The sequence below is a fragment of the Paenibacillus kribbensis genome (assembly GCF_001705305.1).
GTDB classification, from domain to species: Bacteria; Bacillota; Bacilli; order Paenibacillales; family Paenibacillaceae; genus Paenibacillus; species Paenibacillus kribbensis_B.
Genome location: NZ_MCBP01000004.1, coordinates 200,705 through 217,680, shown reverse-complemented (window position 1 = coordinate 217,680; position 16,976 = coordinate 200,705). Strand labels below are relative to the sequence as shown.

Here is a 16,976-nt window from a genome sequence, read left to right as displayed (position 1 = left end):
AATTACCGGCCCTCCCCATCGCTGTCGGCATACACATGCAGCAGCGTATCTTCAGGCTTCGGAAAAGGAGCAAGATCTGCATATTCAATCGCTTCCTTGACTTCGAGCAACAGCTCAGCCGACAAATCAGCGTCCTTGGCCTCATCCCAAATGCCGCATTCGATCAAATAATTTTTCATGCGGGCTACGCCGTCCTTGGCCCAGTTCTCATCCACTTCTTCCTTGGTCCGGTAAGCCAGATCATTATCCGAGGTAGAGTGAGGAGACAGACGGTACATCATCGCTTCGATCAACGTCGGACCATCGCCGCGAACAGCGCGTTCACGCGCGTCCTTCACAGCCGCATATACGGCCAGCGCATCATTGCCATCGACACGAATTCCAGGGAACCCGTAGCCCAAAGCACGATCGCTCACCTTGCCCGCCAGCTGTTTATGAATCGGTACTGATATTGCATATTGATTGTTCTCGCACATAATGATGACCGGCAGCTTCTGTACACCCGCAAAGTTACACCCCTCGTGAAAATCTCCCTGATTGCTGGAGCCTTCCCCAAATGTAACAAACGATACAAAATCCTTTTTCTGCATTTTGGCAGCCAGCGCTACACCCACTGCATGCGGAACCTGTGTCGTCACCGGGCTGGAGCCCGTCACAATCCGCAGCCGTTTACTGCCAAAGTGACCCGGCATCTGACGACCGCCGCTATTCGGATCATCTGCCTTGGCAAATGCTGACAGCATCAGCTCGCGAGGTGTCATTCCCACAGCAAGCACAAATCCGTAATCCCGGTAATACGGAAGAAAATAATCCTTTTCCCGATCCAGTCCGAAAGCTGCCCCTACTTGTGCCGCTTCCTGACCAATGCCGGAAACGTGAAAATTAATTTTTCCTGCCCGCTGCAGGAGCATATTGCGCTCGTCAAATTTTCTTGCAAGCAGCATATATCTGTACATGTCAATTACTTGTCCGTGGGTAAGTCCCAGCTGTTCATGTCTGAAGCCAGCATCTACAGCGCCTTTTGAACTCATCGAGGCACCTCCTTAAGTGTCAAAACGTCCTACTACCAGCACCTAGTACCATCTTGTCTTAAAACCTGGTACTAAACTCTGACTAACCCCATTATAATCCTTTTCTCCCCAAAAAGAAAAGCACCGATTTATTTGAATGGTTTATATGCCGATTGCCCGTCCATCAACCGCCAGCATCGCTTCTCCCAAAATCTCCGACAACGTCGGATGCGGGTGAATAAGCTGTCCGACTTCCCAAGGCGTAGCATCCAGCAATTGTGCAAGGGCCGCCTCGCTTATCAAATCTGTCACATGCGTACCGATCATATGTACACCTAGAATATCATTCGTTTCCTTGTCGGCGACTACTTTAACGAACCCGTCCCGACTACCGTACACGAGCGACTTTCCGATGGCTTGAAAAGGGAACTTCCCTGTTTTCACCTGATGTCCCCGCTCACGTGCCTCTTGCTCCGTCAAGCCGACACTCGCTGCCTCAGGACGTGTATAAATGCAACGCGGAATCAGATGATTCGATACGCTGTGAAAATCTTCGCCCGCCAGATGATGAACTGCCTGCAAGCCTTCATGACTCGCCGCATGCGCCAGCTGTAAGCCCCCGATGCAATCCCCGATTGCATAGATATGCGGCTCATTCGTCTGTAAATGCTCATTAACCGAAATAAAGCCACGCTCTACCCGAATATCCGTATTTTCCAGTCCGATATTTTCCACATTCGCCTGACGGCCTACTGAAATGAGCAGCTTGGAGGCGCTAAGGGTTTCGGTTTCATCCCCTTTTTGCACGTCAATCTGTACGCCTTCCCCATCCTTGCCGTATGTTTCGGCCAGCACCTGCGAGCCCGTCAGGGCCTTAACCCCACGCTTGGTTAACAAGCGCTGCATTTCACGCGAAATATCCTCATCCTCGGTTGGAATAAGGCGATTGGCTGCCTCAACTACTGTAACCTCCACGCCAAAATCATTTAGCATGGAAGCCCATTCCACACCAATGACACCCCCACCTACGATGATTAGCGACGCAGGTAATTCTTCCAGCATCAGCGCTTCGTCACTGCTTAGAATAAATTCGCCATCCGGCTCCAATCCGGGCAGTACACGCGGGCGTGATCCGGTCGCAATAATGAGATGGGCAGGAACGACCGTCTCCATCTCACCATCTTCCAGCTCCACAGCAACTGCACCGCTTTTTGGTGAAAAAATCGACGGTCCAATCACGCGTCCCTTACCGCTCAGTACCGTGATTTTATTTTTACGCATCAAAAATTGAACCCCCTGATGCAGCTGCTCTACCACGGCTTCCTTACGCTCCTGTACTTTAGGGAATACAAGCTGCGCACCCGACGTCTCAATGCCATATTGCGCACTTTCCTTAATGGTTGCATATACTTCTGCGCTGCGCAGCAAAGCCTTGCTCGGAATACAACCACGGTGCAGACAGGTTCCGCCAAGCTTGTCCTGTTCGATAATAACGACTTCCTTGCCGAGTTGGGCTGCGCGAATCGCCGCCACATATCCCCCGGTCCCCCCACCTAAAATAGCAACATCACAATGTATAGTCATGCTTCTCCTCCATTAACTATGATTATATATAGCTTATTGTACTCTCTTTATTTCTCTATACAAAATATAACGTTATGCCCACAGCTCATTCATACAGCGCATCCCGCAATTTGGTAGACATCCTTGGGTTTTGAGCTGATTTGGCTCGCAACGTATTGCGATAGGACTCATTTTGCTTGCGCAGAAGCTCCAGCTCTGTCTCCAGCTCAGAGATCAACTCCTGTGCTTGCGGGCTTATCAGCCCTTGCTCCAGTAATGTTCTTTTTTTGGTACTATAATCCGTAGCTTTTTCATCCATGCCTGTCCCCTCTTCCCTTCTTTCCACTACACTTCACCATATCATGCCCGTGGCAGCAGAGCAATGACGACCACATTTACATTCAAAAACAGATATACACAAACATGTCGAAAAACAATATATTTTCGCTGGTCTGCATGCTACTCATTATGGTAATCTATAATGGCTTTTTCTTTCGGAAAATGATGATTCACAGCGTTATGCGCATGTTACAGAAAGGGGAATTCGCGTTGCCTACAGGACGAATTACGATTATTACAGGCCCCATGTTTAGTGAAAAATCCGGTGAATTGATTCGCCGCTGTCAAAAACTAATCCAATACGGGCACCGCAAGGTGGTCGCCTACAAACCTGCTGAGGATAACCGCTACGCCACAGACGAAATTGTGAGCCGCATCGGATATAGGCTGCCCGCTATCTCTATTCCAAGAAAACTCACAGATGAGCTTGTTCAGCGTATTTTGGAAGAAACGAAGGAGGCCGACGTGGTTGCCTTTGATGAAGTCCAGTTTTTCAGCCGTCATATTATGGCTCTGATACAGGAGTTGGCTTATTGTGGCAAACATGTCATTGCGGATGGTTTGAATCTGGACTACCGGGGCAAGGAATTCGGCTATATTGGCGGTCTGCTTGCCATGGCGGATGACATCGAAAAGCTGACTTCTTTTTGCGCCGTATGCGGCAGCTCGGAGGCGGTATTTACCCAACGGATGGTAAATGGAAAGCCTTCCACAGTAGGGCCTATCGTGATGATCGGTGACTCTGAGGCCTATGAGCCACGCTGTCGCAAATGCTTTATACCGCCTCATAAAGTAAACTGCGATTAGCACGCGATCACCAATGACTTTTTCCTTGCAATTTTTTGGAACGAATTGAGCCACCAGCCCGTATATCCGGTTAAGCTGTACAAGCTTCTAGTTTGTCGTTTATATACATGACCATGAGATTATCGGGGGGCGTACTTATGAGTTTTTTCAACAAAATCCTAGCAAGCGCAGGAATCGGATCAGCCAAGGTCGATACATTGGTGGATCAAGCCGTATATGTGCCAGGGGAAGAGCTCAGTGGCATCATGCGTATCAAAGGCGGTAAAGTTGATCAGGAAATCGGCAAAATCGACATCGAGCTCAAAACAGAATACATCGTAGAGCACGATGATAAAAAAACCACCACCACCTGCTGTATCGCACGGATCAAGGTGTCTGACGGCTTTCATTTAAAGCAAGGACAGGAGCTTGAAATTCCTTTTTCCTTCCAGCTTCCGCTGGAAACCCCTGTCACTCATGCCAAGCAGCCTGTGTGGCTGGAAACGGCATTAGATATCGGCATGGCTTTGGACCCGACTGACCGTGACTCACTCAAAATCGAGCCGCACCCCTATATGAGTACGGTATTTGAGGCGGTTCACCTGCTCGGCTTCCGATTCCGTTCCTCCACCTGCGAACGTCATCCTAAGCTGGGACGCGGTGTTCCGTACGTGCAGGAATTTGAATTTGCACCTGGATCGGAATATGCACGCGATATCGAAGAGCTGGAGCTGATCATGCAGTTGGAACCCGAAGGCGTGCATGTGCTCGTCGAAGTAGATCGTAGAGGCAGAGGATTGTCCGGCTGGCTGGAGACTGCCTTTGATATGGACGAGCGTCACGCCTGGTTGAGCTTAAGCCGGGAAGAGCTATCCTATGGACCAGATCACATTGCGGATGCGCTGGAGGAATTGATCGACAGACAGCTTCGCTAAAAAGCGAATGCAATCCCAAAAAATCCCCACCGTTAGCTACGGTTGGGGATTTTTAACTATATTCTTGGTTGTCAACATCTGTATAGACTAAAGTGGCAACATATCCTGTCTTTCTGCCTTAACCCTGCACTCCTTGCATGCTCCGTAGAGGGAACCGTTATCATCGGCATAAAAGATTAATCTGTCTTCTTTTCTACAAAAGGAGCATTTTTGCTTACCCCTGTGCTGTATAGGATCAGACAGCCCAAACCCGGATTGGGCCTGCCTGCCTGTTGCTTCTGTCGTCGTGCTGGAGCCAGAGGAAGAGGATACCTTAAACTTGGATGCGTTCCCAACACGGGGCTGTCGGACAGGCTTACGAGAGCGAAATTCAACGACATTGCTGCCTCGCTGTTCGTTCAATTGTTTTTTGCTGCTACGACCACGCCATGTCATAATAATCCATCCCAACGCCACCACCAATACGCCGATGACCACCCAAGTCAAGCTATTCCACATGTTCTCACCCCGCCTTTGCTTTTCTTTTGATCACACTCCAGCCCACATCATTATTTATCATTATATCATTGAGTGAACACAATCACCATATTAAGGAAAAGGGGGAAATGGCAGAAAAAACCGCTCTACAATAGAGCGGCTTTCCCCTGAAGTTAAGAATTGTAAATAATAGCCTTCAAATTATACTTTGAATTTGCCGATTTGCCCTTGCAGATCCTCTGCCATCGTAGACAGGTTTTTTGCAGATGAAGCAATTTCCTCCATCGAGGCCAGCTGCTCTTGAGTTGCAGCAGACACATGCTGTGTACCGGCTGCAGCTTCCTCGGCAATTACCGAAATTTGCTTGACAAAACCAACAATCTCATCGGTACTTGCAGACATTTGCTCCGAACCAGCAGATACCTCTTCAATTTCGCTTGCCACTTTATTCACCGTTTCTTGAATCAGTTCAAAGGATGCACCTGCATTTTGTACGACTTCCCGACCTGTCATAACATCCTGCCCATTGGCGGCTACCGCCTCAATCGCATGTGCGGTATCCTTTTGAATCAAGCCCACAAGCTCCGTAATTTGTTGAGCAGAATGAGCCGATTGTTCAGCCAACTTGCGCACTTCGCCTGCAACTACAGCAAATCCTCGACCGTGCTCTCCTGCGCGGGCCGCTTCAATGGCGGCGTTCAGAGCAAGAAGGTTGGTCTGACTCGAAATATTGGTAATTACATCAATTATTTTGCCAATTTCATCTGAACGTTCTCCCAATCCAGCCATCAGACCTGCCAAACTATTCATCGAGTCATTCACAGCATTCATTTGCGTAACAGCCTGCTGAATCATCTGATTACCCTCAGCTGATTTGTGAGCCGCATCCTGAGCTGATGCAAATACATTTTGCGCACGAATGGCAATTTGTTCTACACCGATGGACATTTCCTCAATAGCCTGGGACGATTTGGTCACCATATCCACCTGATCGCCTGTTCCTGTAGCTACTTCTTGTACCGTTTCGGTTATTTGTGCAGAAGCTTGGCTATTTTGCTCTGCGCTGGCTGTCAATTCCTCTGACGATGTGGTTACCATTTCAGTTGTCTTACTAACCGATTGAATCAGTTGACGAAGGTTTTCAACCATCGTATTAAAGGAAAGGGCCAACGTACTAATCTCATCCTTGCCCTTCACAATGATAGCCTCACCTGTAAGATCACCCGATGCAATGCTCTCAGCAGCACGACTGATTCGCAAAATGGGTTTAGAAATAATCTGGGCGATGATGATTGCCATAATCAGTGCCAACACAATGGCAGCAATACTCAAAATGATGACTATTTGTCTACCTGAGATAAAGTTGTCAACGGCTTCTTGCGTAATCTGTTTTGAACCATCCGAGTTCAACTTGATAAGCTGATTGATCGTGTCGTTCGCACTATACCATAGCACATAGGACTCTTTGTGCAGAATGCTGGATTGAACATAATCGTTAGCTTTTCCGGCTGCGATCACCTCTGGCAACTTATTCAGATATTCTGCATATTTTTTGGAGAAGTCCTCATACATTTCACGTTCTTTTGGGGTGGCAATTAATTTTTCATATGTTTTCCGTCCGCTCTCGACCTTTTTCAAAACCTTATCGTATTCCGCTTGCACCTTCTCCATTTCTGCCGGGTCGCGTTCTACAATAATATTCAAGGAGAGCCGTTCTACATCAGAGATATCGCCGTTCAGCGTTCCCAGGATCGTTACACTGGGCATCCAACGGCTATCGATTTCCATCGAATTATCACCCAGGTTTTTCATTTTTGAGATGGATACTAAGCTAATGACGATCAATAAGACAATAACCGCAAGAAAACCCAATAACAATTTCGCTCGAATGTTAAATTTCATACTTTCGCTCCTCAATCTCTTTTATAATAGATATTATATCGACAAGAATCGACAGTTTGTTTATATCAAATTAAAGAGATTTTCAGAACTGTTTCCAATAGGAAAATTTTTTTGTGTGTGGGTTAGTGCATCTGATTTTGGTTAATTTTATAAACTACGTTGAGGCTATTATATTTCATGATCTCCAACAATTGTTCCGCCATATAGCGAGGGGAGTGCTGAAAATCTTCATTCACCCACTCTATGATCATCCCCAGAATAGCATAAGCATAATAACTAGACTGAAGTTCTTGATTTATATGATTATGCTGCTGTGTATTTACAAGATCCTGTATTGGAAGTTTTTTAAGCTCATTACAAATCTTTGTCTGGACTCCCGGAAGCATATCTGTTTTCAACACAATTTCATAAAAATTTGCATACTGCGCAATATGCTCGAAGATTTTAATTGTGGAAACCACCATGTCTCCCACTACAAAAGTATCAACCTGACGGTAAGGTTCCCGATAGGAATCAACTAAATCCAGTAGAACCTCATCTATGACCTCTCCCAACAGATCTTCCTTGTACTGATAATGCTTGTAAAATGTCCCCCTATTGATGTCTGCCTGCTGTACGATATCCGTTATGGTTATATCCTTCAAATCTTTTTCTTTTAGAAGGCACACTAAAGATTCCCTCAATAGTTTTTTCGTTCTTCGAATACGTTTATCCTGAGCTAATTTTGGATCAGTCATGCTGCACCGCCGTTATTTTAAATTTTATATACACATGATAGATATACTGTTCAAAAAGCAACAATTTGCTGCTTGTTTGCTGATTGTGATTCATTTATGTCTATGATTATACTATAAAGAAAGGGGAACTATACTTTAGTAAACAGGTGTTCGATAAAATACATTACACCTGACTGAACATGCGGAGGGATCATCATGAAACTTCAGGGTAAAGTTGCAGTAGTCACAGGAGCTGCCTCTGGGATGGGCAAGGAAATAGCCATTTTGTACGCTAAAGAAGGGGCTAAAGTGGTTGTATCCGATATCCATTTAGATGCGGCTAACTCAACCGTAGCAGAGATTGAATCGTATGGCGGAACTGCTATTGCTATTGTAGCGAACGTTTCCAAAGAAGCAGATATTCAAAATCTAATTGATACCGCTGTAAGCACGTATGGAACGTTGGATATTTTAGTTAACAATGCGGGGATCATGGATAATTTTGTTCCAGCTGCTGATTTGACCGATGAGCTCTGGGAACGCATATTTGCAATTAACAGCACCGGACCTATGCGTGCCATTCGAAAGGCACTTCCTATTTTTACTGACAAAGGCGCTGGGGTCATTATTAACATCGCTTCCCTGGGAGGGTTGCAAGGCTCTCGAGCGGGAGCAGCTTATACTGCAGCAAAACATGCTGTTGTCGGCCTAACTAAAAATGTAGGCTTCCAATATGCTAATAAAGGTGTACGGTGTAATGCTATTGCTCCCGGCGCTGTAATCACCAATATTGCAGCTTCCATTAACGAACCCAATGCATTTGGTTTGGACAGAGCGATGGCTGGGCAAAATCTGACTCCTAGGGCTGGGGAGGCCAAAGAAATCGCGAAGGTTGCTCTCTTCCTCGCATCAGATGATTCCAGCTTTGTAAATGGTACTGTGATTACGGCTGATGCTGGTTGGTCCGCTTACTAAAAAAGTGAAAAGATAAACAAAAAACCAGTCCAACACAAAAGTGTCGGGCTGGTTTTTATGGTTATGCTACGATTTTCGGGCTCAGCGTTTCTTGTTCTCTTCATGCTTTTAGCCCTTTCAGGACACCTTATTCTCAATCCGCAGCTTGTCAGCGACCATCGCGATGAATTCGCTATTGGTTGGCTTGGATTTGCTGATGTTAATGGTGTAGCCGAAAAGGTGGGAAATGCTGTCGATATTTCCACGTGTCCATGCTACCTCGATCGCATGACGAATGGCGCGTTCCACGCGGGATGCCGTCGTTTTGAATTTTTCGGCGATTGCCGGATATAATGTTTTGGTGATCGCACCTAAAATTTCGATATTATTGTACACCATCGTAATGGCTTCGCGTAAATATTGATAACCCTTGATATGAGCGGGTACACCGATTTCGTGAATGATGGCCGTAATACTGGCATCCAGATTTTTCGTCTTACCCATCGGCACAACATTGGAACGCATGGATGAAACGGTCACCGGACTGTTGCTGACTAGCTGTGGCCCCACCAATTGGCGAACACGGTTGGCAAGCACTTCCATGTCAAACGGCTTTAAAATATAATAAGATGCCCCGAGCTGTACGGCTCTCTGTGTAATATTTTCTTGACCGAATGCAGTCAGCATGATGATTTTTGGCTGTGGAGTCAAGTTCATTTCTCTCAAACGCTCCAATACACCGAGACCATCCAGATGAGGCATAATAATATCTAAAATAAGTACATCAGGTATGTTGCGGGATTCTGAGATGCGTTGAAGCACTTCTTCACCATTATAGGCGATTCCTGTAACTTCCATATCCTCCTGATCGGAAATAAATTCAGCGAGCAAATTCGTAAATTCCCGGTTGTCATCAGCCAACAATACCTCAATTTTTTGCAATGTACTTCCTCCTTATTGAGTGTTATTCCGTTGGATTTCTACTTACAGTATATAAATATTTCTTGTCGGAGTATATGATTTCGACATCGAATTATGAATTCCTTCTGTCGAAAATTATTTTTATTTATTTTTGTTATCGTTTCCATTATAATTAAATATTTATCTCGCTTTTTTGAGCTAATTCCCTGCTTTTCGACAAAAAAATCTTAGGGCCACTAGCTCGCCTTAAGATTAGTTGTCATGCTCACATTATTTTGCATGATTCCTGCATCACGCAGCATCCATTCGATAAAGCAACCGTAGCCAGATTTCGGATCATTTACAAATACATGTGTCACTGCCCCGATAAGCTTGCCATTTTGAATAATTGGACTACCGCTCATCCCTTGTACAATTCCTCCAGTCTTCTCCAGCAGCTTTGGATCTACAATACGGATCACAAGTCCTTTGGTTGCCGGTTTGTCCTGTTGAGAAATGTGTACAATCTCTGCTTGAAACCGTTGAATCTGCTGACCTTCGAGTACGGTCAATATTTCTGCGGGTCCTTCCTTTACTTCATTCGCAAGAGCCACAGGAATGGGCTTTGAATATAAGCCATATTGCGGCTCATTGGACATTTTCCCAAAAATTCCGAAGTTTGTATTACGTTCAATGTTACCTAATATCCGATGATCTTTGAGAAAATGAGCGCGTTTTTCCCCAGGCTCCCCACTTTGGCTTTTTGCAATTGACGTCACATTGGATTGTACAATCTCTCCGCTCCCCACAACAATAGGGGTTTGAGTATTCATATCGGTAATTACATGCCCTAAGGCCCCGTATACACCCTGATCTGGAGCGTAAAACGTTAAAGTGCCTACACCCGCAGCCGAGTCTCTAATGTACAATCCTAGCCGCCACGCTTTATCGTCTGAATCATAAGCTGGTGTTAGCTTGGTGGAAATCGTCTGCTCCCCTCGACAAAGCGTGATATCAAGCGGCTTTTTGTTCTTACCTGCTTCGTCTACCGCCTCCGCAACCTTCGCCAGACTATCCAGCGGCTTGCCGTTCATATGCGTAATCCGGTCCCCTAAACGAATTCCTGCTGTCTCTCCAGGTGACACCTTGCGATCATTACTTTCCTGGATGACATGGTGACCGACGACAAGCACTCCTGATGATTTTACCTTGACCCCAATTGTCTGTCCTCCCGGGTATACCTTTAAATCGGGAATCACGCTCTCTTGAGCCGTCCTCGTGCTTTTAGATCCGAACCAATCCAAAGAAGCTTGTGGAGGCAGCGCTGCATGCACATACTTAGCGTTACCGATAGAACACATAAGAAAAACAAGCAAAAGACCGAGCAATTTGATCCTGGAGTAAAAATTCAATGGCTGTCACGCTCCCTTTGCTTCTTTCGCTTGACGAGTAAAGGTGGTCGCCAATTGCGTACCTATAAGGTAACCTTGCCCCCAGGCTTTTATAACTGTTAATCATTACGCCAGCCGCTCTTTTCAGGCTTTCTTTCCTTCCGCCAAATTCAACATTTCCTGTGCGTGATGCAACGTTTTTTCGGTAATTTCCACACCGCCCAGCATACGTGCCAATTCCTTGACACGCCCTTCTTCGGTTAATCCCTCAATTTGTGTCATGGTCCGTCCATCATGAACATTTTTCTCAATTAGATACTGGTGATCTGCCATGCATGCCACCTGCGGTAAATGAGTAATGGAAAACACCTGACAGACAGAGGACAATCGATACAGCTTCTCGGCAATGGACTGAGCCGCACGACCACTCACCCCGGTATCCACCTCGTCAAAAATAAGTACCGGAATTTGATCATGACGAGCAAAAATGCTCTTCATTGCCAGCATAATACGTGACAATTCACCGCCTGAAGCGATTTTGCCAAGTGGACGAAGCGGCTCGCCGGGATTAGGAGAAATAAGGAATTCCGCATTATCAATACCCTGCTTGGTAGGTCTTACACGAAGTCCTTTATATTCATATCCTCGTGGATCTTCAATTGCATCAATACGCACCTTGAGTGACGTTCTTTCCATTTGAAGGTCTTTTAATTCTTGCTCCACTTGCTCTGCAAGCTCTTCCGCGCAAATTTCACGCGCTTCCGTAAGCTCTTCCGCAATTTCCAGCAAATCCGCAAGCAACTGATCCCGCTTTGCAATCAATTGCTCCAGTCGTTCATCCTTATTTTCCAGCAGGTCGGTTTCCTGCTCAATACGGCTATAGTATTCCAAAATCTGCTCGATACTATCACCATATTTTCGTTGTAACCCGGTAATTTGATTCAAACGTTGCTCTACTTCATGCAGCTTCCCCGGATTAAATTCAATATCCTCACGATACGAACGTAATTGAAATGCCGCATCCTCCAACTGGTAAAAAGCTGATTGAATCTGCTCGGCAATAGGCTGAAGGCTTTTGCTGTCGTAGTTTTGAACATCATTTAGTCTGGACAACACATCATTGATCACGTCCAGTCCACCTCTGCCGTTAAGCAATTCGTAAGCTCCTGATATCCCATCCATCATTTTCTCACTATGGGATAGCTTGACCCGTTCTTCTGCCAATAATTCATCTTCCCCCAATTTCAGCTCCGCTGCAGCGATCTCTTCCAGTTGAAAACGGTACATATCCAATAGCTGATAAGCCTTTTGGCTGGAGCTTTGCAATTCCCGTACTTCTTTTTCAGCTTTGACAAAAGCATTGTAGCGCTCTCGATACAACGCTTTGACCGGACCAATAACCGAATCCCCGAACGTATCCAAGAGCGCCAGGTGACGATCTGCACGCAGCAAACTTTGATGCTCATGCTGTCCGTGGATATTGACCAACTGCTCGCCTACCTCACGCAGCATCGTTAAATTAACCATTTGCCCATTAATTCGTGAAGAGCTTTTCCCTTGGACTGTGAGTTCGCGACGGATCAGCAAATGCTCCTCGGCATTGGCTTTAATACCTTGTTGCTCCAACGTGCTCCACACTGGATGTTTGCCCGGCAGTTCAAACAAGGCTTCCATCTCTGCCTTATCACACCCGTAGCGCACAAGATCAGCAGAGCCTCTACCGCCTGCAATAAGACCTAGCGCATCGATAATGATGGATTTACCAGCACCTGTTTCTCCACTCAAAACGTGAAAGCCTTTAAAAAAATGAACATCCACAGCCTCTACAACTGCCAAATTTCGTATAGACAAAGTGACCAGCATCGTTCTTTCACCTCATGATGTACAAATTAAAACGCCTGATTTGCAATTAGGAAATGAAGCCCATAAGACGATTCACGATAGCTTCGCTGTTCTCTTCCGAACGGCAAATAATCAGAATGGTGTCATCCCCGCTAATCGTACCCATAACCTCAGGCCATTCAATGTTGTCCAGTAAAGCAGCAATGGAGTTGGCTGTTCCCGGCAGACATTTCATCACAATCAGATTTGTTGTGTAATCAATATGCAAAAAATTGTCAACCAACGTTCGTTTCAGCTTCTGCACCGGATTATACCGCTGATCTGAAGGCATCGAATATTTATATCTGCCATCATCCATTGGAACCTTAATGAGCAGCAGCTCCTTAATATCGCGTGATACAGTGGCCTGAGTCACCTGAAAACCAGCCTTCCGCAATGCTTCAACCAGCTCATCCTGTGTCTCAATCTCCTGTTGTGAAATAATTTCCCTGATTTTAATATGTCGTTGACCCTTCATATAATCCTCCTGTGGATTAATCTTCATATTCCTCTTCTTCGAGGTCTTCCACTAATGTAATAAGGCGAATACTTTGCTCGTCCGTATCGACGTACAATACACCCGCGCATCCCGGATAAAGCAGCAAATACGGCAAGAGCCTGTCCCGCAATTCAGGACCGCTCCACTGGATTGGTTTCTTCCGGCGTGATGTTGTAACCATATATGTCGAACCGTTTCGTACAGCCACGTAGTCTATAAACAAACGACTATACACGGTATTTCCATTCACTTTAAAAGCAAGCGGTATTTTCATTTTTCCGCCTACCACTTCATATCCTGCGTTTTCAAGTAGGTCCACGGCAGGCCCTTCGTCCAGCTCCTCGTTAATCGGTATCGTCTTTAATACAAGTGGTCCCGGCTCCTCTAACCATGCACGCAGGCTGTATAAAGCCCATATTGCTAATATCACCCCGATCACAACAATGATAACCGTATCATATCGTGTGTCCATGAACCGATCACCTCATGGACATATTCTAGGACAAGACGTAAAACTCCTTTTCCTCATAGCAGGTCCACTGTACCTGCGACCGGATATTCAATTTGGTTAATCACATCTGTGTGAATGAATTGAATATCCACTACTATACTTCTCATTATAGGCGAACGTGAGTTCGATAATCAATCCCCCACACCAAAAAGGGGTTCCCTTAAGTTCACCGAACTCATGAGAACCCCTGAATGTTACTTGCGCGACGGACCATTGTTAAAAGTCTGACCTGCTTCCTGAACAGTACGCTCAATCAATGAACTGAAATCGTCGTTCTCCAGTGGCAATTTCGCAACCGGAGCCTCGTTCAAACGCCAATGCGCCAAAAATTCAATATTGCCCTCTCCACCTGTAATCGGAGAATAGGCCAAGTCTTGTAGCGAGAGGCCAAGCTCTTGCGCAAACATCAGGATGGTCTGCAACACTTCTTTATGTGTAGCAGGGTCACGGACTACACCCGATTTTCCTACCTTTTCGCGGCCAGCTTCAAATTGCGGCTTGATCAGAGCTACAATATCGGCAGGTTGTTTCAGCAATGCAAGCAGCGGAGGCAAAATAATGCGTAACGAAATAAAAGAAACGTCAATACTTGCGAAATTCGGAACAGGACCGCTCAAATCCGCAGGTGTCATATACCTGAAATTTGTTTTCTCCATGACACATACCCGTTCATCATTACGAAGCGACCAGTCCAGTTGGTTATAACCAACGTCAATCGCATATACGTATTCCGCTCCATGCTGAAGCGCACAATCCGTAAAACCACCGGTGGATGAACCGATATCCAGCATTGCCCTGCCGTTCATGTCCAGCGCAAATTGGCGAATGGCCTTTTCCAGCTTCAATCCTCCACGGCTTACATACGGATGCACCGATCCCTTAACTTTAAGCTCGCTATCGCGTGGCACCTTCATACCCGCTTTCTCGATCCGCTCGCTGTCCGCCAGCACTAGACCTGCCATAATAGCGGCCTTGGCTTTTTCACGGCTTTCAAAAAAGCCTTGTTCTACAAGCAATACATCAATGCGTTCCTTCGGAACAGACATGTTAATCTCCCTTTGGGCAGCCAAGCTGCTTTTGTCATACTTTTTTTATAATTATTATCGTTTAATTATTATCGTTTTAGCACCGGTTCCCTTATACCGATTGTCCTATGCCATAAGCCGGCTCAGCAGCCCATTGACGAAGCTTGAGGCATACGGCTTCAACGGTAAGACCCACTTCAGCACGCTGCTCTTTAATGGAGCCATGCTCCACAAACATATCGGGAATCCCCATTAGACGCACCTGTGCATTTTGAATTTCTTCTTTCGCGTAAAATTCCAGCACGGCGCTACCCAAACTTCCCGCTTCAGAAGCTTCTTCCAAAACGATCAGCTTTGTATGCTGGCGGGCCAGCTCACGCAGCATTTCCTCGTCCACTGGCTTGAGAAAACGGGCATTGACGACACTCACCTGCAGACCTTCACGTTTCATCGCCTCCGCAGCCTCCGTCGCCACCTGAAGCATCGGGCCTGAAGCAATTACAGCGTAGCCCTCACCCTTGCGCAGAAGCTCCCAACTGCCAATCGGTATGGCTTTCAGTTCTGAATCCAATGGCACACCTACCACATTAACACGCGGATAGCGATAAGCAATTGGGCCATCATCGTAGTCCAGTGCTGTTTTCATCATATGGCGCAGCTCGTTTTCATCCTTAGGCATCATAAGCACAAGATTAGGGATATGACGTAAAAATGCCACATCGAACACGCCATGATGCGTTTCCCCGTCAGCCCCGACAAAACCGGCACGATCAATCGCAAACATCACATTCGCATTATGACGGCAAATGTCATGTACAATCTGATCATAAGCACGCTGCATAAAGGTGGAATATACCGCAAATACCGGCTTCAGTCCCTCCATCGCCAAGGCGGCACACATGGTAGCTGCATGCTGCTCGGCAATGCCGACGTCAATCATCCGTGCAGGGAACTCCTTGCTGAACGGTACCAGTCCAGAACCACCAGGCATAGCAGGCGTAACCGCTATAATGCGTTCGTCCTGTTCAGCCAGCTCAATCAGCGTCCGTCCGAAGATTTCCGTATACATGGGGTTGCCCACAGCCTTAAGCACCTGACCTGATTCAATTTTGTACGGACTGATTCCGTGCCACTTATGTGAATCTGCCTCCGCAGGCTTGTAGCCCTTGCCCTTAGTGGTTACGACATGCACCAACACAGGACCCGTGACGTTATCGGCCTGCTGAAAGGTTTCGATCAGCTTCGGCAAATCATGTCCGTCGACCGGACCAAGATACGTAAGACCCAGCTCCTCAAACAGCACTCCGGGCACCATCATATATTTAAGACTGTCCTTGACACGGCCAGCCGATTTGGCAAGTTTACCGCCAATAGCGGGTATTTTTTTCAACAAAACTTCGAGCTCATCTTTGGCCCGCAAATAGTGACGATCTGAGCGGATTTTACTCAAGTAATTATGCATGGCCCCAACATTCGGTGCTATCGACATTTCGTTGTCATTCAGAATGACCATCAAATTTTTACGTTCATGACCGATATGATTCAACGCTTCAAAAGCCATGCCTCCGGTCAACGCTCCATCCCCGATCACCGCAATAACTTTATTGTCCTCGCCCTTCAAATCTCGTGCCAAAGCCATCCCCATCGCCGCTGACAGAGACGTGCTGCTATGACCGGCTTCCCAGACATCATGCTCGCTCTCGCTTCTTTTGACAAATCCACAAAGTCCATCACGCTGACGAAGAGTATCAAACCGTTCCATTCGCCCTGTCAATATTTTGTGCACGTAGGCCTGATGTCCAACGTCATATATCATCTTGTCCTTCGGACTGTTATAGCAGTAATGCAGGGCGATTGTGAGCTCAACCACTCCCAGATTCGATGCCAGATGCCCCCCAGTCACGGACAGCTTCTCAATCAAAAAGCTCCTGATTTCCTCGGCTAGAGAAGCCAACTCCTCAACCGACAGTGATTTCAGATCGCCTGGTTGCTTTATGTGTGGAAGCAGCACGCATATCTCCCCGCTTTCCTTCAAGTTTGTGTGTAAAGTTAACCAATATTATATCACACTTTGTGACCTTGCTTAA

Annotated in this window: 16 protein-coding genes; 3 read left to right on the top strand and 13 right to left on the bottom strand. The window is 46.4% G+C overall.

Annotated features, from left to right (window positions below):
- Positions 1-2: 2 nt before the first annotated feature.
- The 3 genes from BAZ21_RS09600 to BAZ21_RS09590 form a co-directional block, all read right to left on the bottom strand.
- Positions 3-1,031 (bottom strand): thiamine pyrophosphate-dependent dehydrogenase E1 component subunit alpha, encoded by a 1,029-nt coding sequence (locus BAZ21_RS09600; protein WP_068499381.1) that lies wholly within the window; start codon positions 1,029-1,031, stop codon positions 3-5.
- Between the two features lie 141 nt (positions 1,032-1,172).
- On the bottom strand, positions 1,173-2,594 hold the full coding sequence (gene lpdA / locus BAZ21_RS09595; RefSeq protein ID WP_068499380.1) for a dihydrolipoyl dehydrogenase: 1,422 nt from the start codon (positions 2,592-2,594) through the stop codon (positions 1,173-1,175).
- Between the two features lie 85 nt (positions 2,595-2,679).
- Positions 2,680-2,892, bottom strand: coding sequence for a hypothetical protein (locus BAZ21_RS09590; protein ID WP_176718130.1), 213 nt, complete (start codon positions 2,890-2,892; stop codon positions 2,680-2,682).
- 230 nt (positions 2,893-3,122) lie between these two features.
- On the opposite strand from BAZ21_RS09590, the gene BAZ21_RS09585 reads away from it, so the two are divergent.
- Positions 3,123-3,719 (top strand): thymidine kinase, encoded by a 597-nt coding sequence (locus BAZ21_RS09585; protein WP_084011584.1) that lies wholly within the window; start codon positions 3,123-3,125, stop codon positions 3,717-3,719.
- A gap of 137 nt (positions 3,720-3,856) precedes the next feature.
- Positions 3,857-4,633 (top strand): sporulation protein, encoded by a 777-nt coding sequence (locus BAZ21_RS09580; protein ID WP_068499370.1) that lies wholly within the window; start codon positions 3,857-3,859, stop codon positions 4,631-4,633.
- An 87-nt stretch (positions 4,634-4,720) separates the two neighbouring features.
- On the opposite strand, the gene BAZ21_RS09575 is transcribed toward BAZ21_RS09580, so the two are convergent.
- From BAZ21_RS09575 to BAZ21_RS09565, 3 genes are all read right to left on the bottom strand, one after another.
- On the bottom strand, positions 4,721-5,131 hold the full coding sequence (locus tag BAZ21_RS09575) for a hypothetical protein (RefSeq protein ID WP_068499368.1): 411 nt from the start codon (positions 5,129-5,131) through the stop codon (positions 4,721-4,723).
- A 180-nt stretch (positions 5,132-5,311) separates the two neighbouring features.
- Positions 5,312-7,012, bottom strand: a complete 1,701-nt coding sequence (locus BAZ21_RS09570) for a methyl-accepting chemotaxis protein (protein WP_068499367.1) — start codon at positions 7,010-7,012, stop codon at positions 5,312-5,314.
- A 122-nt stretch (positions 7,013-7,134) separates the two neighbouring features.
- On the bottom strand, positions 7,135-7,749 hold the full coding sequence (locus tag BAZ21_RS09565) for a TetR/AcrR family transcriptional regulator (RefSeq protein ID WP_068499366.1): 615 nt from the start codon (positions 7,747-7,749) through the stop codon (positions 7,135-7,137).
- 195 nt (positions 7,750-7,944) lie between these two features.
- Here BAZ21_RS09565 and BAZ21_RS09560 point away from each other — a divergent pair, with 195 nt between their 5' ends.
- On the top strand, positions 7,945-8,703 hold the full coding sequence (locus tag BAZ21_RS09560) for an SDR family oxidoreductase (protein WP_068499362.1): 759 nt from the start codon (positions 7,945-7,947) through the stop codon (positions 8,701-8,703).
- Between the two features lie 117 nt (positions 8,704-8,820).
- On the opposite strand, the gene spo0A is transcribed toward BAZ21_RS09560, so the two are convergent.
- From spo0A to dxs, 7 genes are all read right to left on the bottom strand, one after another.
- Positions 8,821-9,624, bottom strand: a complete 804-nt coding sequence (spo0A, locus tag BAZ21_RS09555) for a sporulation transcription factor Spo0A (protein WP_068499361.1) — start codon at positions 9,622-9,624, stop codon at positions 8,821-8,823.
- Between the two features lie 215 nt (positions 9,625-9,839).
- Positions 9,840-10,994 (bottom strand): SpoIVB peptidase, encoded by a 1,155-nt coding sequence (gene spoIVB, locus BAZ21_RS09550; RefSeq protein WP_068499360.1) that lies wholly within the window; start codon positions 10,992-10,994, stop codon positions 9,840-9,842.
- Between the two features lie 123 nt (positions 10,995-11,117).
- Positions 11,118-12,836: a DNA repair protein RecN gene (gene recN, locus BAZ21_RS09545; RefSeq protein WP_068499359.1), complete on the bottom strand. Its 1,719-nt coding sequence runs from the start codon at positions 12,834-12,836 to the stop codon at positions 11,118-11,120.
- A gap of 46 nt (positions 12,837-12,882) precedes the next feature.
- Positions 12,883-13,332, bottom strand: coding sequence for a transcriptional regulator AhrC/ArgR (gene ahrC, locus BAZ21_RS09540; protein ID WP_068499943.1), 450 nt, complete (start codon positions 13,330-13,332; stop codon positions 12,883-12,885).
- Positions 13,333-13,348: 16 nt separating this feature from the next.
- Positions 13,349-13,825, bottom strand: coding sequence for a hypothetical protein (locus BAZ21_RS09535; protein ID WP_068499357.1), 477 nt, complete (start codon positions 13,823-13,825; stop codon positions 13,349-13,351).
- Between the two features lie 233 nt (positions 13,826-14,058).
- Positions 14,059-14,910, bottom strand: coding sequence for a TlyA family RNA methyltransferase (locus tag BAZ21_RS09530; RefSeq protein WP_068499355.1), 852 nt, complete (start codon positions 14,908-14,910; stop codon positions 14,059-14,061).
- 91 nt (positions 14,911-15,001) lie between these two features.
- Complete coding sequence (gene dxs / locus BAZ21_RS09525) at positions 15,002-16,900, bottom strand: 1-deoxy-D-xylulose-5-phosphate synthase (protein WP_068499353.1); 1,899 nt, start codon at positions 16,898-16,900, stop codon at positions 15,002-15,004.
- Between the last annotated feature and the right edge of the window lie 76 nt (positions 16,901-16,976).

Excerpts from the sequence above, each read along its gene's own strand:
- BAZ21_RS09600 (WP_068499381.1), bottom strand. The coding sequence starts at position 1,031 with ATGAGTTCAAAAGGCGCTGTAGATGCTGGCTTCAGACATGAACAGCTG.
- lpdA (WP_068499380.1), bottom strand. The coding sequence starts at position 2,594 with ATGACTATACATTGTGATGTTGCTATTTTAGGTGGGGGGACCGGGGGA.
- BAZ21_RS09590 (WP_176718130.1), bottom strand. The coding sequence starts at position 2,892 with ATGGATGAAAAAGCTACGGATTATAGTACCAAAAAAAGAACATTACTG.
- BAZ21_RS09580 (WP_068499370.1), top strand. The coding sequence starts at position 3,857 with ATGAGTTTTTTCAACAAAATCCTAGCAAGCGCAGGAATCGGATCAGCC.
- BAZ21_RS09575 (WP_068499368.1), bottom strand. The coding sequence starts at position 5,131 with ATGTGGAATAGCTTGACTTGGGTGGTCATCGGCGTATTGGTGGTGGCG.
- BAZ21_RS09570 (WP_068499367.1), bottom strand. The coding sequence starts at position 7,012 with ATGAAATTTAACATTCGAGCGAAATTGTTATTGGGTTTTCTTGCGGTT.
- BAZ21_RS09565 (WP_068499366.1), bottom strand. The coding sequence starts at position 7,749 with ATGACTGATCCAAAATTAGCTCAGGATAAACGTATTCGAAGAACGAAA.
- BAZ21_RS09560 (WP_068499362.1), top strand. The coding sequence starts at position 7,945 with ATGAAACTTCAGGGTAAAGTTGCAGTAGTCACAGGAGCTGCCTCTGGG.
- recN (WP_068499359.1), bottom strand. The coding sequence starts at position 12,836 with ATGCTGGTCACTTTGTCTATACGAAATTTGGCAGTTGTAGAGGCTGTG.
- ahrC (WP_068499943.1), bottom strand. The coding sequence starts at position 13,332 with ATGAAGGGTCAACGACATATTAAAATCAGGGAAATTATTTCACAACAG.
- BAZ21_RS09535 (WP_068499357.1), bottom strand. The coding sequence starts at position 13,825 with ATGGACACACGATATGATACGGTTATCATTGTTGTGATCGGGGTGATA.
- BAZ21_RS09530 (WP_068499355.1), bottom strand. The coding sequence starts at position 14,910 with ATGTCTGTTCCGAAGGAACGCATTGATGTATTGCTTGTAGAACAAGGC.